Annotated in this window: 11 protein-coding genes and 2 pseudogenes; 1 reads left to right on the top strand and 12 read right to left on the bottom strand. The window is 44.2% G+C overall.

Annotation, left to right across the window (positions count from 1 at the left end; translation table 11 throughout):
- Positions 1-4: 4 nt before the first annotated feature.
- The 12 genes and pseudogenes from iolC to H525_RS24895 all read right to left on the bottom strand — a co-directional run.
- Positions 5-1,015, bottom strand: a complete 1,011-nt coding sequence (gene iolC / locus H525_RS0119765) for a 5-dehydro-2-deoxygluconokinase (protein WP_027417615.1) — start codon at positions 1,013-1,015, stop codon at positions 5-7.
- Between the two features lie 24 nt (positions 1,016-1,039).
- Positions 1,040-1,861, bottom strand: coding sequence for a 5-deoxy-glucuronate isomerase (gene iolB, locus H525_RS0119770; RefSeq protein WP_027417616.1), 822 nt, complete (start codon positions 1,859-1,861; stop codon positions 1,040-1,042).
- A 122-nt stretch (positions 1,862-1,983) separates the two neighbouring features.
- Entirely contained in the window at positions 1,984-2,880 is an 897-nt protein-coding gene (iolE, locus tag H525_RS0119775) for a myo-inosose-2 dehydratase (protein WP_027417617.1), read from the bottom strand.
- 80 nt (positions 2,881-2,960) lie between these two features.
- Positions 2,961-4,896 (bottom strand): annotated as a pseudogene (gene iolD, locus H525_RS24890) (3D-(3,5/4)-trihydroxycyclohexane-1,2-dione acylhydrolase (decyclizing)).
- 241 nt (positions 4,897-5,137) lie between these two features.
- Complete coding sequence (iolG, locus tag H525_RS0119785; RefSeq protein WP_027417618.1) at positions 5,138-6,169, bottom strand: inositol 2-dehydrogenase; 1,032 nt, start codon at positions 6,167-6,169, stop codon at positions 5,138-5,140.
- A gap of 107 nt (positions 6,170-6,276) precedes the next feature.
- Positions 6,277-7,257 (bottom strand): sugar ABC transporter substrate-binding protein, encoded by a 981-nt coding sequence (locus H525_RS0119790; RefSeq protein ID WP_027417619.1) that lies wholly within the window; start codon positions 7,255-7,257, stop codon positions 6,277-6,279.
- 57 nt (positions 7,258-7,314) lie between these two features.
- Entirely contained in the window at positions 7,315-8,337 is a 1,023-nt protein-coding gene (iolG, locus tag H525_RS0119795; protein WP_027417620.1) for an inositol 2-dehydrogenase, read from the bottom strand.
- 33 nt (positions 8,338-8,370) lie between these two features.
- Positions 8,371-9,357 carry an ABC transporter permease gene (locus H525_RS0119800; protein ID WP_027417621.1) on the bottom strand — a complete coding sequence of 329 codons (987 nt, stop codon included), beginning with the start codon at positions 9,355-9,357 and terminating at the stop codon, positions 8,371-8,373.
- A gap of 2 nt (positions 9,358-9,359) precedes the next feature.
- Positions 9,360-10,853: a sugar ABC transporter ATP-binding protein gene (locus tag H525_RS0119805; RefSeq protein WP_027417622.1), complete on the bottom strand. Its 1,494-nt coding sequence runs from the start codon at positions 10,851-10,853 to the stop codon at positions 9,360-9,362.
- An 884-nt stretch (positions 10,854-11,737) separates the two neighbouring features.
- The gene (locus tag H525_RS0119810; RefSeq protein ID WP_027417623.1) at positions 11,738-12,052 is read right to left on the bottom strand and encodes a hypothetical protein; all 315 of its coding nucleotides are present in this window, start codon (positions 12,050-12,052) and stop codon (positions 11,738-11,740) included.
- A 20-nt stretch (positions 12,053-12,072) separates the two neighbouring features.
- A complete protein-coding gene (istB, locus tag H525_RS0119815) occupies positions 12,073-12,798 on the bottom strand; it encodes an IS21-like element helper ATPase IstB (RefSeq protein ID WP_027417624.1) in 726 nt (241 codons plus the stop codon).
- Between the two features lie 6 nt (positions 12,799-12,804).
- Positions 12,805-13,542: pseudogene (locus tag H525_RS24895) on the bottom strand (IS21 family transposase); the annotation flags it as partial.
- Between the two features lie 75 nt (positions 13,543-13,617).
- On the opposite strand from H525_RS24895, the gene H525_RS0119825 reads away from it, so the two are divergent.
- Positions 13,618-14,115, top strand: a complete 498-nt coding sequence (locus tag H525_RS0119825) for a transposase (protein ID WP_027417625.1) — start codon at positions 13,618-13,620, stop codon at positions 14,113-14,115.
- Positions 14,116-14,284: the final 169 nt, after the last annotated feature.

Below are 14,284 nucleotides of genomic sequence, written 5' to 3' on the forward strand. Positions count from 1 at the left end.
ATGATTAAATCGTGACAATTTCTCCGTTTTTGCACTTTTCCATATAGCTTTTGATTTGTTCCACTGTCGGCATCGCATCAGAACAGCTGTGGCTAGAAATAACAATCGATGCGGAAGCACTGCCGAATTCCATCGCTTTGTCGACACTCCAACCCTGCATTAGGCCATAGATGAGAGCGGATGCATAAGAATCACCTGCTCCAAAGGTTTTCAGGACTTTCGCGGGGAAGATAGTTCCCGGATAGATCTTTCCATCCTTCGTATAGCCAGCCGATCCGTCTTTTCCGTGTTTAATTACTACTAGCTTCGCGTGATAATCAAACCATTTCTTCGCAGTAACCGTATCATCCCGGTTGGGATTGTGATCAAAGCATTCCATTATATCGAATTCTTCCCGAGTTCCAATAATCACGTCGCATTTTTCTGCCGCTAGATTGTAGTACACCGCCGTTTCCTCCGGAGAAGTCCAGGTATATGGGCGGTAGTCGATATCAAAGAAGACAACGACATCATGCTTTCTCGCATAATCCAAGGCGACAAAAATGGCTTCGCGGGATGGGCTTTTCGCCAGGGCGGTTCCGGAAATGAGGAGGGCTTTCGAATTTTTGATATATTCTTCTGAGACATCCTTCGATTCCAACTTCAAGTCAGCCACATTATCACGGTACATCAAAATGCTGCAATCCGTTGGGCTTTTGATTTCCGTAAAGGCAAGCCCGGTTACCGCGCCCGATTGATCTGTAACGACGTTAGAAATATCAATTTGATTCTTATTCAAATAGTTTCGGATGAATCGTCCCATCTGGTCGTCCGCGACTCGACCAATGAATCCGGCCTTTTTCCCTAATCGAGCCACCCCAATGGCGATATTGGCAGGTGAGCCGCCTACATATTTGGTGAAGGTCATCGTTTCTTCCATTGGACGATTCGTTTCATTGGCATTCAAGTCGATGCATAATCGTCCAATCGCGATCAAATCAGTTGGTTTTGCTGTATCAAATCGTAAAGGATTCATCGTTCTATCTCCCTCTTTTTTAAACTACTTGGTCACATGGTTTCGCTTCAGAATCCATTCATGATCGGCATCATTATGGAATTTCCAAGTGCGTACAGGACCCGCCATTACGTTTAAATAGTAAACTTCATATCCGGGAGGAGCCGATACCGGGTGATAGCCTTTCGGAACCAGAACGGCATCGCCATCTTTCACGATCATCGTCTTATCTAAAGATCGATCATCCGTGTACACTCGTTGCACCGCAAACCCATTTCCCGGGTTTATTCGATGGTAATAAGTTTCTTCCAGGTAAGATTCATGCGGCAGGTTATCTTCATCATGCTTATGCGGGGGATAACTGGACCAATGTCCTTCCGGAGTAAACACTTCCACAACGAGTAAACTGTCCGCTTCTTTTCCTTCCGGCAAAATGTTATGAATTTGCCGTTCAATATTTCCCGCTCCTCTAGTCTCAACACCCACATGTCCAGGGGCAATCAATCGGGCCGGATAGGTTTCCTTACCGGGAGCTAGGCAAATCGCCAGTTCCAAATCCGTGACCGCTTCAATTTCGTAATGGTCGTTGGAAGGAACATAGACAGAATAAGGAGGAATTTTTTCAAACACATTCATTCGCTGTCCGATGTTTTCCCAGGTTTCTTTGGCTGTCTCCACGGTTGCTTTTCCACTTAGAAGAACGAGGCAAGCCTCTTGATTCCCTGTTTCCTTTTTCAATGTTTGACCCTTCTTCAAAAAGTAAACCTCAAATCCAACATACTTCCATCCTGCCAACTCGGGTGTGATGGTAAGCACATTTCCATCATGATCAGGTTCAAACAGACTAGGAACAATGAGTTTTGACATTATGACACCCCTTTTTTCTATTTTGGTGGGACAACTTAAACTGGCTCTTATGATTAAGCGCTTTATCACCATTTGAAAATGTGTTTATAGTTGAGATAAATATTCCTTATTGGTTACTTATCCTAGATACCGGCTGTCTCCCGAATGAATCGGCGAGCCCTTACAGCATATTCAAACGGATTGGCTTTGGCAGGATCCTGCTCCGCTTCGACAACGAACCAGCCCTCGTATCCCTGTTCGGCAAGAAAGGTAAAGATCGGTGCAAAATGGATCACTCCGTCTCCAGGCACCGTGAAGACTCCTTCTTTTACCGCTTGCAAAAAGCTTATATTTTCTGCCTTTACACGATCCACGACTTCCTGTCGGATATCTTTTAAATGAACGTGCTTAATTCGCGACATATGCTTTTCTAAAATGTGCATAGGATTTTCTCCAGAGAAGACAAGGTGCCCTGTATCGAATAACAGGTAGACGAACTCCGGATCAGTCATCTCCATTAATCGATCAATTTCTGCGGTGGTCTGAACACCGGTTCCCATATGATGGTGATAAACGATCCTCATATCCTTTTCTTTCGCTAACTCGCCTAGGTAATTTAAGCCGTTGGCAAGACGATTCCATTCTTCTTCTGTAAACACCGGTTTTTCCTGAAATAACGGGACATCTATGAGCCCTTGTATGCTATGTCCCTGTTCTGAGACCACAATGGCTTTCGCTCCCATCTCATAAAGGAAGTCACGGTGTGGGATAAAAGCATCCACTGTTTCCTGAAGCGGTTTCGTCGTTACGAAAGAACTGAACCAAGCGCTCGCGATCTCCAAGTGACGCAGTCCTAGCGCTTTCTTTAACACTTGGGTATCCCGGGGATATTTGTTTCCTACTTCACTTCCCACAAATCCAGCAAGTGCCATTTCGCTGATGCATTGTTCAAATGTATTTTCTTTTCCAAGCTCTGGCATATCATCATTAGTCCAGGCGATGGGGGAAATCCCAAGTTTTATGGTATCTTTCTTAAACATGTTTTATCGCTCTACTTCCCTTTATTTTGATCCTCAGTTTTCAAGCACCGAGGGGCCTACATCTTAGTCTCGTTCGGAATTTAATATTGCCTTGCCTTCTTCAAGTTGTCCTCTTTATTTTGGTACGCTTTTTGAACCTTTACATTGCCTGATACACCCGCAATCCCCACATGCCACCAGGATTCATACCCGCTGGTCATCGTTTTGGGCAGTACTTTGATATCAATCAACGTAGACACCGCTTGCTTTTTCGCGTCTTCGATAGCTGTCCTCAATTCTTCCAGAGTCTTGACCTTATAGGTTTTCACGCCATAGCCCGCCGCGCTTTTGGCAAAATCGATTGGGATCAATCTTCCATCCAGTTGGCCGGTATCAGGGTTCCGATATCGGAATTCCGTTCCGAAGCTGCCCATGCCATTCTCCATTTGGAGGTTGTTAATGCACCCGAACGCCGCATTATCAAACAAGAGCACATTGATTTTTTTCCCTTCCTGGAGGCTGGTCACCAATTCCGAATGCAGCATCAGGTAGCTTCCGTCCCCGACCATCACATAGACCTCTTTGTCCGGTTCTGCCATTTTCACCCCCAGGGCTCCAGAAATTTCATAGCCCATGCAGGAATAACCATATTCCATATGGTAGGTGTTAGGCCGGCGAGACTCCCACATTCTTTGCAAGTCTCCCGGCAAGCTTCCCGATGCTCCAATGATAATCGCGTCGTCGTCAATCAATTGGTTCACGCAGCCGATGACTTCGGTTTGCGTTAGGCAGGATTGAAGCGCTTCGGCAAATTCGGGCAGCACATCATCGAGATGGCCGGCTACTTCCGGCTTAAACCCCGGACCTGTATAGCGGATTTGCTTCAGGCGGTTCAACTCGGCCTTCCACGCGTCTTTCGCCGCTTCGATTTCATGCGTGTAGCGAGAGCGGTATCCGATCTTTTCCAGTTCGGATTCGAGGGCTTCCAGCGCCAATTTGGCGTCCGCCACGATTTTTGCCGCATCGAGCTTATATGCATGGTATTCGGAAACATTGATCGTCAGAAACTGCACTTCAGAGTTTTGGAACAATTGCTTGGATGACGTCGTAAAGTCGGAATAGCGCGTGCCCACCCCAATTACCAAATCTGCGTCTTTTGCAATCAGGTTGGCAGCCAGATTTCCGGTGACGCCGATCCCACCCAGGTTGTAGGCATGCGAACTCTCGATTGCGCTTTTTCCGGCTTGAGTTTCGCCATATGGGATATTAAACTTTTCGGTAAAGCGCTTAAGTGCGTACGCGGCTTCGGAATAACGAACTCCCCCCCCCGCAGATGATGATCGGCTTTTTCTTTGCTTTAATCAATTCCACCGCATCTTTTACATCTAAAACGGTCGGAATGCGGCGTTCGATCCGATGCACACGCTTTTTGAAGAAATACTCAGGAAAATCATACACTTCTCCTTGTACATCTTGTGGAAGGGCAATGGTTACCGCTCCCGTATCAGCTGGGTCCGTGAGAACACGCATAGCCTGGATCATAGCTGTCATCAATTGTTCCGGACGGTTCACACGATCCCAATACTTGCTGACTGCTCGGAATGCATCATTTGTCGTGATGGTTAAATCATGGTAGTGTTCCACTTGCTGAAGAACAGGGTCCGGTTGTCTGGTGGCAAATGTATCGCCGGGAAGCAGTAAAACCGGAATGTTATTCGCAGAAGCTGTTGCCGCAGCGGTCACCATATTGGCTGCCCCTGGACCAACTGAAGAGGTACAGGCCATGATTTGCTTGCGATGCTTTTGCTTCGCGAAAGCGACAGCGGCTTGCGCCATTCCTTGCTCATTTCTTCCTTGGTAAACTTCCAGGTCTCCCGGATTTTCTTCTAACGCTTGACCAAGGCCGAGTACATTCCCATGGCCAAATATGGTAAAGATTCCTTTTATGAATTTTTCCTCTCTTCCATCAAATTCAACATGCTGCTGATTTAAAAAGCGAATTAAGGCTTGAGCGGTTGTCAATCGAACCTTTTCCATAGATTCTCCCCTCCTTAAAGAGTAAGCGCTTAACCTATTATATGATTAACTTTCTTAAAAATAAAGTTTTTTTTAAAAATTACGGTATCATAAAAGCTGAGAAAGTACATGGAGTACCAATAATATATCTAAAAACTAAGAAGCCTTTTTCTTCATGACCCTCTGCAAGAAAGTCAAGAAGGAAAGAAGTTCCGCTTTGCTTAAAGGAAAGCGGAACTTCTTTGAAGAAATCAAGGGAGCGTTAACCCAAGTTAATTTCCTTCGGGGTCACTTGCGCGATCTTCACCGGACGGCCTTCTACTAACGATTTTTTCGCAGCATGAGCAATCAGTTCCGCCTGTAAACCATCATTTCCGTCCACAGGAACATCCTTACCATATAACACGCTGTCAATAAACGCTTTGGTTTCTTCTACATAGGCCTCTCGATATCGTTCCAGGAAGAAATACTTCGGCTTATCCGCAATAACCCCATCAACTGTACTTACTTCGGCAGTGCTGGGCAGATCATTCTTAATGTTAACACAGCCTTTGGAACCAAATACTTCTACGCGCTGATCATACCCATAAACCGCCTTTCGGCTGTTATCAATGATGCCAAGGGCACCATTTTTAAATTTTAGGCTGATGATCGCCGTATCAACATCTCCATATTCCGCAAAGACAGGGTCGACCAATACCGCCCCTTGGGCATAGACTTCCTCTACATCACTACCGGATAAAAAGCGAGCGATATCAAAATCATGGATGCTCATATCGATAAACATCCCGCCAGACACCTTAATATACTCACTTGGAGGAGTTTCCGGGTCTCTGGAGGTAATCTTGATTACATAAGGTTCCCCTATTTTTCCAGCCTCTACGATTTCGCGAACTTGTTTAAAATTATGATCAAATCGGCGATTAAAGCCGGTTTGGAACTTTACCCCGCATTCTTGAACCACTTGAAGAGCTTGTAGGGTTTGCTCCAAATCAAAGCTGATTGGCTTCTCGCAAAAAATGTGTTTCCCCGCTTTCGCCGCTTCGGTGATTACGGAAACATGCGTATGCGTTGGAGAGCAAATAAAAACCGCATCAATTTCAGGGTCATTCAAAATATCCTGATAATCCTTGATCACTTTCGGGATGCCAAAGCTTTCTGCCCAGGATTGGATTTGATCGGGAAAAATATCTGAAATCGCTCTAATTTCCACCTGCGGAATCCGCACCAGATTTTCTGCATGTAATTTACCTATTCTTCCTGCTCCAATAATTCCGATTTTGACTGTTTCCATTCTCCATCCCCTACCTTTATCGTTGTCCAATGTTGAAACCTACTAAAGTATATAGGGCTAAACGCTTACCCTACATACCCAGTATACTGGACATGAACGACGATTAATTATTTAGAAATACTTTTCAAAAAGTCCAGTTTCTTTTGAGCATTATCTTTCGTGATCACATCCACACCGCTATCGATTCGCTTATCGATCTTTTCACCTTTAATCACTTTTACAGCATCCTCTACGCCTTTATACCCCATATCATAAGGACTTTGAGCAATCGTACCTGCTAAACCTCCATCCAAGATAGATTGAACCGCTTCAACGGTACCATCCGTTCCAATGACGGGGATATTCAATCCTTTATCTTTAGTTGCTCGTAAAGCACCGATTGCCATATCATCATTACCGGCATAAACCCCCTTGACATCCGGATGGGTTTGCAGAATATTTTCCATGACAGTCATTGCTTTCGCTTTGTCACTGTCCGCAGGTTGTTGGGCAACAATTACCATCCCAGATTGTTCCAGAGCTTCCTTGGCACCTTTTGCACGGTCATCCATAGCCGGATTACCCAGAGCTCCCCCAATCAAAGCCACTTTATCTCCCTTTTTCAGCTTAGATGCTAATAATTCACCGGCTTTTTTCCCTGCTGTCAGGTTATCCGTCCCAATAAATGTGGTTTTATCATCCCATTTCGCATCGGTATCAACAAGTAAAACCGGAATCCCTTTTTGTTTGTATTGCTGCAACGTCGGTATCGCTGCAGAAGGCTGGCTTGGGGATACCACTAAAGCATTGGGATTTTGGTTAAGCGCATCCTGCATCATATTGACTTGCTCCATAATTTGAGACTCAGCAGCAGGTCCAAGAACCTTACCATCGACATTCAGGTCTTTGAAAGCCTTTTCCGCACCAGCCTGTACAAATTTCCAATACTGACTGCTTAACGTTTTCAGCACGACAACTACCTTTGGCTTATTGCTGCCGCCAGCTCCATTGGAAGGAATGTTGGCTTGAGAAGATTGCGAACTGCTGCAACCAACTAAACCGGAAAGAGATAAAGCTAATACCATCGAAAGAACTGTAAATTTTTTCATGATAAACCCCCATTTGTTTTATGTTTCATTTAGTTATTTAACGCTTCTAACAAGCGGTTAAACCATTGACCCGATAGAATGAAGATGCACTTTTTGCCCAGTTTCAAAAGACTTTTTGGCGGCCGCGGCAATTTCTAAAGCGATTTTTCCATCGATCGCTGTGACGGCAGGCGCTTCGTTTTTTCTTAAACAATCGATAAAATGAGCCATTTCCAATTGATAGGCATTGTTAAACCGCTCCGGGAAAGCGGGAACAATATCATGCGTGCTGCCGTTCTTGTTTAAGACTTGGACATCATGGTAACGAAGAGATCCGATGACAATCGTGCCTTCCGTTCCCATGATTTCTCCCCGAATATCGTAGCCATAGAATGCATTTCGGCTGGCTTCCACATCTGCAGCAGCTCCCGAATCAAACGTGATATAGGTAAGCGATTGATCTACATCATGAAATTCTTCCATGAAGGAATTGACTAAAACGTTTCCATGGGCGGATACGGTCGTTACTTCCGCTCCTAGCAGGAATCGAGCGACATCATAATCGTGAATGGACATATCAAAGAAAATCCCGCCGCTATTTTTAATAAATTCTGCTGGAGGCGACCCCGGATCCCTTGAAACCCCTTTAAAGTAAATTGGTGTACCGATATCTCCCGCCAAAACCCTTCTTTTCGCTTCCACATAGGCCGGATCAAACCTTCTCATGAAACCTACCTGACATAAGACCTGGTTTTCTTGTATGATTCGGATGACTTCATCCGCTTCTTTTACATCATTTGTTAACGGCTTTTCTACAAAAATATGCTTTCCGTTCTTGGCTGCTTTTTGAATCATATCTGCATGCGTACTGGTCGGCGTGGCGATAATAACCGCATCGATATTAGAATTTTCAAATACTTCATTCGGATCTCGTGTCCATTGTTTCGCATCCAGTTCTCTCGCTACTTTTTCCGCTTGTCCTGCAAAAGGATCCGCAACACATTGCAATGTGGCTCCTTTGATTTTTGTCGCCAGATTTTCAGCGTGCCAATATCCTAATCGTCCCAATCCAAGTACTGCGCAACGAATTTGTTTTTTCATGGTTTCCTCCTAGATAGGTATGTTTTTTCCTAGCTACTTCTTCGACGAGCGTTGGCGGAGAACATCCACATATACCGCAGCGATAATCACTAGACCAATAATAGCCATTTGTAAATCAGCCGAAACATTTAACAGATTTAATCCGTTTCTTAGTACGGCAATGATCATCGCTCCGATGAGCGTTCCCCAAACCGTTCCCACACCACCAAAGAAACTGGCTCCTCCGATGATAACCGCAGCAATCGCATCCAACTCATATCCGAGACCAGCCAGCGGAAACGCGGAGTTCACTCGTCCAACCATGACTAAACCTGCCAAACCGGACATCAAACCGCTTAAGCTGTAGACAATCACAAGAATTTTATTCACATTAATCCCCGATAAATGAGCCGCTTCTTTGTTTCCGCCAATCGCATAGATGTATCGGCCCGTTGCTGTTCGGGTTAAAAAGAGATGAAACACGACATAAGTCACGATAACGAGCAGAAAACTAACAGGTACAGGACCAACAAATTGATTTCCCACATATTGAACCGCGAAAGGGAATCCAGCGATCGGTGCCGCTCCCGTAACAATGAGAGCAATTCCACGAGCAACATTCATCGTTCCCAAAGTCGAGATAAATGGGTGAGGCAGACGAAGTTTCGTTAGCATGATTCCATTCAACCAGCCGCACAACGTCCCCACTGCTAAACAGACAAGAATGCCAAGGAAGGAATTCATCCCCCAATTGACAACCACAATTCCCATGGTCATGATAGAAATGGCTAAAATGGAGCCGACGGACAAATCAATCCCGGCAGTTAAAATCGGGAGTAGCATTCCGACACCCAATAAGGCATTGATCGAAGATTGACTAGCAATGTTCATCATGTTGTTGATCGTTAAAAACCGGCTATTCAATATTGATAAAATTATGACTAATCCAACTAATCCAATCAAGGCGCCAAATTTGCTCAGCAGTTCCTTGGAAAACTTGTTTGAAAACGGTTTCTTTTTATCCATCGCTAATTCTGACATATTTAAACCCCTCCTGTAGCAGCTTTCATGATTTTCTCCTGATTAGCTTCTTCCCTCATGATATCCGCAGTAATTTCCCCTTCACTCATGACCAGAATCCGATCACAAATTCCTAGAATTTCAGGTAATTCTGAAGATATAATAATGACAACGCATCCATTTTTCACTAAGGAATTAATCAGGCGATATACCTCTACCTTGGCCCCCACGTCAATACCTCTAGTCGGCTCATCAAAAATAAAGACCTTGGCTTCGGTACACAACCATTTTGCGATAACAATCTTTTGCTGGTTTCCACCACTTAATTTTCTGGCATGTTTATGGATGTCTCCAGGGCGAACCTGCAGCTCGCGAATATAACCCTCTGAGCTTTTTTTCATTTGTTCCCGTTGGAGGAAAAGGCTTTTTCTAAATTTTTTCAAACTAGAGATCGACATGTTGAATTCGAGCGTTTGATCCAAGAACAATCCTTCGCCTTTTCGATCTTCAGTGATAAAAGCCAGACCCGCTTGAATGGCATCTTTCGGAGATTTAATGTTCACTTCCTGCCCAAAGACAAACACCTTCCCGGTTTCGACGGGATTAACCCCAAAAATGCCTCGTGCCAATTCGGTTCGACCCGCCCCAACCAAACCAGATATCCCTAAGATTTGACCCTGATAAGCAGTAAAACTGATTGCTTTTTGTGATCCTTTCAAACGAAGATTCTCCACTCTCAGCCCTTCCGTGCCCAACTGGAAGATTTCTTTTGGATACTTATCGTCCAATGTTCTTCCCACCATCAGTTGAATCATTTTATCTGTGCTGGTTTCTTTGACAGGCAGAGTCTCAATGGTTTTTCCATCCCGCAAAATCGTAACGCGGTCACCGATCCGTTTAAGTTCCTCCAATCGGTGAGAGATATATACAATGGCGATTCCTTGTTTACGCAATTCCATAATCGTTTCTAAAAGCTGTTCAGCTTCGGAAGCGCTTAAACTGGACGTTGGCTCGTCCATGACAATCAATTTCGCATCTATGGTAAGCGCTTTAGCAATTTCCACTATTTGTTGCTGCCCAATCCCCAACGAAGAAACCTTGGCATCCGGGGAAATATCTTGACCCAAACGTTGTAAGTATTGAACCGCTTTCTTTTTCATGTCTTTTCGATTCAAGAACGAAAACTTGCTATTTTGTTTAAGTTCTCTTCCAAGAAAGATGTTTTCATAGACTGTTAGTTCGGGAATTACATTTAATTCTTGATAAATCGTTGCAATTCCAATGTTCATCGCATCGGAAGGATTTTTAATTTCCACTTTTTTGCCTTCCCAAAACATTTCCCCCTCATCCTTGGTATAGGCTCCTGTCATAATCTTAATCATAGTCGATTTGCCGGCTCCATTTTCACCAAGCAACACATGAACCTCGCCCACTTGAATGTCGAGATCAATATTCTTCAAGACAGGAATTCCGGCAAAACCTTTACAAATATTTTTTAGTCTCAGTAATTCCGCCAAAACACAATTCTCCTTCCCGAATCCTTACTTGGATGTATAGCCAGATTCACATTCCATCTCCAAATATAAGCGTTTACCCCAGATCTATAAATTTTGGGGAAGCGCTTAATCAGTTGCTATGAATTTATCCTACCCGATTATTTTATTTTTTTCAATAAAAAAAATGTAAAAAAACTTTTAAAAATTCCACTTTAAAAGTTTTTTGAAGCTCAATATATTTGTTATTTGGAGCATGCACATAGAAACATTCCCCGTTGGCTGAAATTCATATATATTAAAAAAAACATCCAATCATTGGATGAGAGGATGTTTCTGTTCATTAATTCAAGATTTAGCTGCCCTTGTACGTGTAAGAAAATGTATGCTTTCTTATACGCCAAGAAAGTATGGCTCCAATCAGGCTAATGAAGCCAGAAAACAAAAACCACCAGTCAGGCCTCCCCATTTGCCAATCCAACCCGCAACAAAAGGACCTCCAAAAAAAGACCTTAAATGAACTATCTTCAGAACATGGGATCCATGTGAATCAGCTACGACAGTGGAAGAAGACGGCCTTAGAACGAATGCCTGGTGTTTTTTGCAAGTGAAAATTCCTCATTTTTGCAAATGTTTTTCCCCAGTGTAGGGTGGGGAATTTTTTATTCACCATTACAGGGTCACCAATGATTTTTTCAGTATTCAAGTAGTTATTTCATATTCCATATTTGTAAGAATTATCTACATTGGAAATTGGATGTTATCCACATGTGTGAAAGTTTATCTCCTGAATATTTACATGTGGATAACTTATTCCTATCTCTTGCTTTTACTGAGGATTGAGAGGAAAGGAAATATTTCGCTTTCCCGATTTCGCTCCCCTTTCATACGGCAATTCGACCTGTTCATTACTCTAGCAATTTGAAGAGATGCTTGAATTTTGGATAGGCAGCATAATCATCAAACGCCTCATAAAGGTCGCTGTATGGCTCAGGGAAGGGGATCTTTTGACCGGAGAGAGCCATCTGCCTATTTACTCGACAACGCAACTCTACAACCTGTATTTCAAGGCTCCTAGCGTATCCTACAAGCGCTGAAATGAGCTTTTCTGTATCTTCGTCTTGGATCCATTCCAGTGTGTTTTCATCCATCATAGGTTCTGAATGGTTAGTTAGGGTTGTTTTCTTTGTTTTCTTTGTTTTCTTTGTTTTCTTTGTTTTCATTGCTTTTCCCTCTCAATTTTTTATTGTGCTAATCCCGATTCTCTCATTCGATGACTTGAGCCTGGAAACAAGAGCAGATGGCAATGGTGCAATACTCGATCCAATATGGCTCCTGTCATTTGTTCATCGTAAAATACGTTAACCCACCGCGAAAACTGAATATTCGTGTTGATGATCAGCGTCTTCCGCTCATAGCATTCGGAGATCACTTCAAACAATAGCTGGGCTCCAACCCTGTCAAGGGGAACGTAACCCCACTCGTCACAGACCACAAGTTCTGCTTTGGCTATTTGCTTCATGAATGCGGACAAAGTGCCGCTCTTCTTGGCTTCTGAAAGCTTATTAACCAGGGCAGCTGTTCGAAAGAATCGTGTTTCAATGCCTTTTTTACAAGCCTCAACCCCTAGCGCAATAGACAGAAAGGTTTTCCCCGTCCCCACATTGCCATACATCACGAGATTGGTTTTGGTATTCAGAAACTCAACGTTTTTTAAGTATTCAGGTGTCACTCCTGCTGGTAAGGTTACTTCATCAAACCGGAAGTCTTCAAAAACTTTCAGGCTATAAAAACCTGCATTTTTAAGCAGTTTATCCTTCCGAGCCTGTTCCCGGTGCTCCAGCTCCGATTTCAACAGTTGCAAGAGGTATTCCTGATGACTCTCTGCTTGCAGTTTTTCAGACATCTCCGCAATGTTTTGGCTTAAACGCAACGCCTTACAATAGGCTGCTATTTCATGAGTCAGCATAGTTAGTTAACGACCTACCTTTCCAAGCTTTGCATCGTAAGCTGCCAGGTTGGGGATTACCTTGGTCAACTCAGGTATGTTGCCAGCCAAACGGATGGGGGCAAGCTCCACTACATTTCCATAAAGCCGACGATGCAGATTAATCAGGCTGTCGGTGTCCGTTGCCCCATACTGTAGGGCATGATCCACGGTCTCTACAGCAGACTCAAATCCACTCTTTTCCGTCAGGCTAGCTATGGCTTGTAAGACTTTGCCCTTATCACTCTTATTGCATCGATCCAGGTAACTCTTCACAGATTCGGGCAGCATTTCGAATATACCGGTATATTTTAACGCTCCGGGATTGCGAGCCAGTTGGGTAAGGTACGGTAACCATTTCATGCTTTGCTGTTTGGTATTGCCGTAAAATCTCTCGTGCCTAACGATTTCCCGATGACTTTCGTCTAAAGGGATGACTTCATTGGCTGTAATTTTTACCAGCACTTTGCTATTAGCATATTTAGGCGATACGGAATATTCATGCAAACCATGGTTCAGGTAAAACCGGCCATATCCATTGGTTTTCATGGTCGTATATTTGCTAACATCTAGCGGTACGGCAGGGAGGCTAAGAAGGGCTGCCTGATCTTGTTTGTAGAGTTGTTCTATGGTAGCATCCTTGCGGTAATGTTCTCTTTGTGCATCCGCCTCACATTTCTCAAGCAGTTCCTTGTTAAACACTGCTAGATTTTCAAACCTGGGGATCCCCCTGTGTCACAATAGTTGTCGTACCCCTCATGAATACGTATAGTAAAAAAAGAGAGGTTGAGGTGACGGACGATGGCTAGATACAGTGATGAATTAAAGCAGAAAATGCAACTTCGAATGATGCCCCCAAATAATGAACCTGTAAGTCAAATCGCTAGAGACAGTGGCCTGTCAGAAGGAACGTTATATAAGTGGCAGAAGGAAGCCAGAGCCAATGGGTTCGTTGTTCCCGGAGGCGGTTTAGAGCCAGACAGATGGAGTAGTCGGGATAAGTTTTCTATCGTGGTGGAGACCGCTACGTTAAGCGAAATCGAGTTGTCCGAGTACTGTCGTGCTAAAGGGTTGTTTGCCGAGCAGATTGAAGCTTGGCGTGATGCATGTATGCAAGCCAATGGCGGGATTGCCCAGCAGGCGTCTCAACTGCAAAAGGAACTTCGGAATAAAGAGCGGGAAATGAAGACGCTAACCCGTGAGTTGAAGCGGAAGGAAGCCGCATTAGCGGAGACAGCAGCCCTACTCGTGCTGCGAAAAAAGGCCCAGTCGATTTGGGGGGACCAAGAGGACGCATGATCAGTGCCTCAGATCGACAGCATGCCATTACACTGATCCAAGAAGCGGTACAAGCTGGTGCCAAGGAACGACTGGCCTGCTTAGAGTTAGGACTGACCCAACGGACCTTGCAGCGGTGGCGAAGAGACGGCTCCCCAAAGGAAGACCAGCGTCCGTATGCGACGAGACA

Source organism: Aneurinibacillus terranovensis DSM 18919 (genome assembly GCF_000430625.1).
Lineage (GTDB): Bacteria > Bacillota > Bacilli > Aneurinibacillales > Aneurinibacillaceae > Aneurinibacillus_B > Aneurinibacillus_B terranovensis.

Coding starts and splice junctions, on each gene's coding strand:
- iolC (WP_027417615.1), bottom strand. CDS start 1,015: ATGAATCCTTTACGATTTGATACAGCAAAACCAACTGATTTGATCGCG.
- iolB (WP_027417616.1), bottom strand. CDS start 1,861: ATGTCAAAACTCATTGTTCCTAGTCTGTTTGAACCTGATCATGATGGA.
- iolE (WP_027417617.1), bottom strand. CDS start 2,880: ATGTTTAAGAAAGATACCATAAAACTTGGGATTTCCCCCATCGCCTGG.
- iolG (WP_027417618.1), bottom strand. CDS start 6,169: ATGGAAACAGTCAAAATCGGAATTATTGGAGCAGGAAGAATAGGTAAA.
- H525_RS0119790 (WP_027417619.1), bottom strand. CDS start 7,257: ATGAAAAAATTTACAGTTCTTTCGATGGTATTAGCTTTATCTCTTTCC.
- iolG (WP_027417620.1), bottom strand. CDS start 8,337: ATGAAAAAACAAATTCGTTGCGCAGTACTTGGATTGGGACGATTAGGA.
- H525_RS0119800 (WP_027417621.1), bottom strand. CDS start 9,357: ATGTCAGAATTAGCGATGGATAAAAAGAAACCGTTTTCAAACAAGTTT.
- H525_RS0119810 (WP_027417623.1), bottom strand. CDS start 12,052: ATGAAAACAAAGAAAACAAAGAAAACAAAGAAAACAAAGAAAACAACC.
- istB (WP_027417624.1), bottom strand. CDS start 12,798: ATGCTGACTCATGAAATAGCAGCCTATTGTAAGGCGTTGCGTTTAAGC.
- H525_RS0119825 (WP_027417625.1), top strand. CDS start 13,618: ATGGCTAGATACAGTGATGAATTAAAGCAGAAAATGCAACTTCGAATG.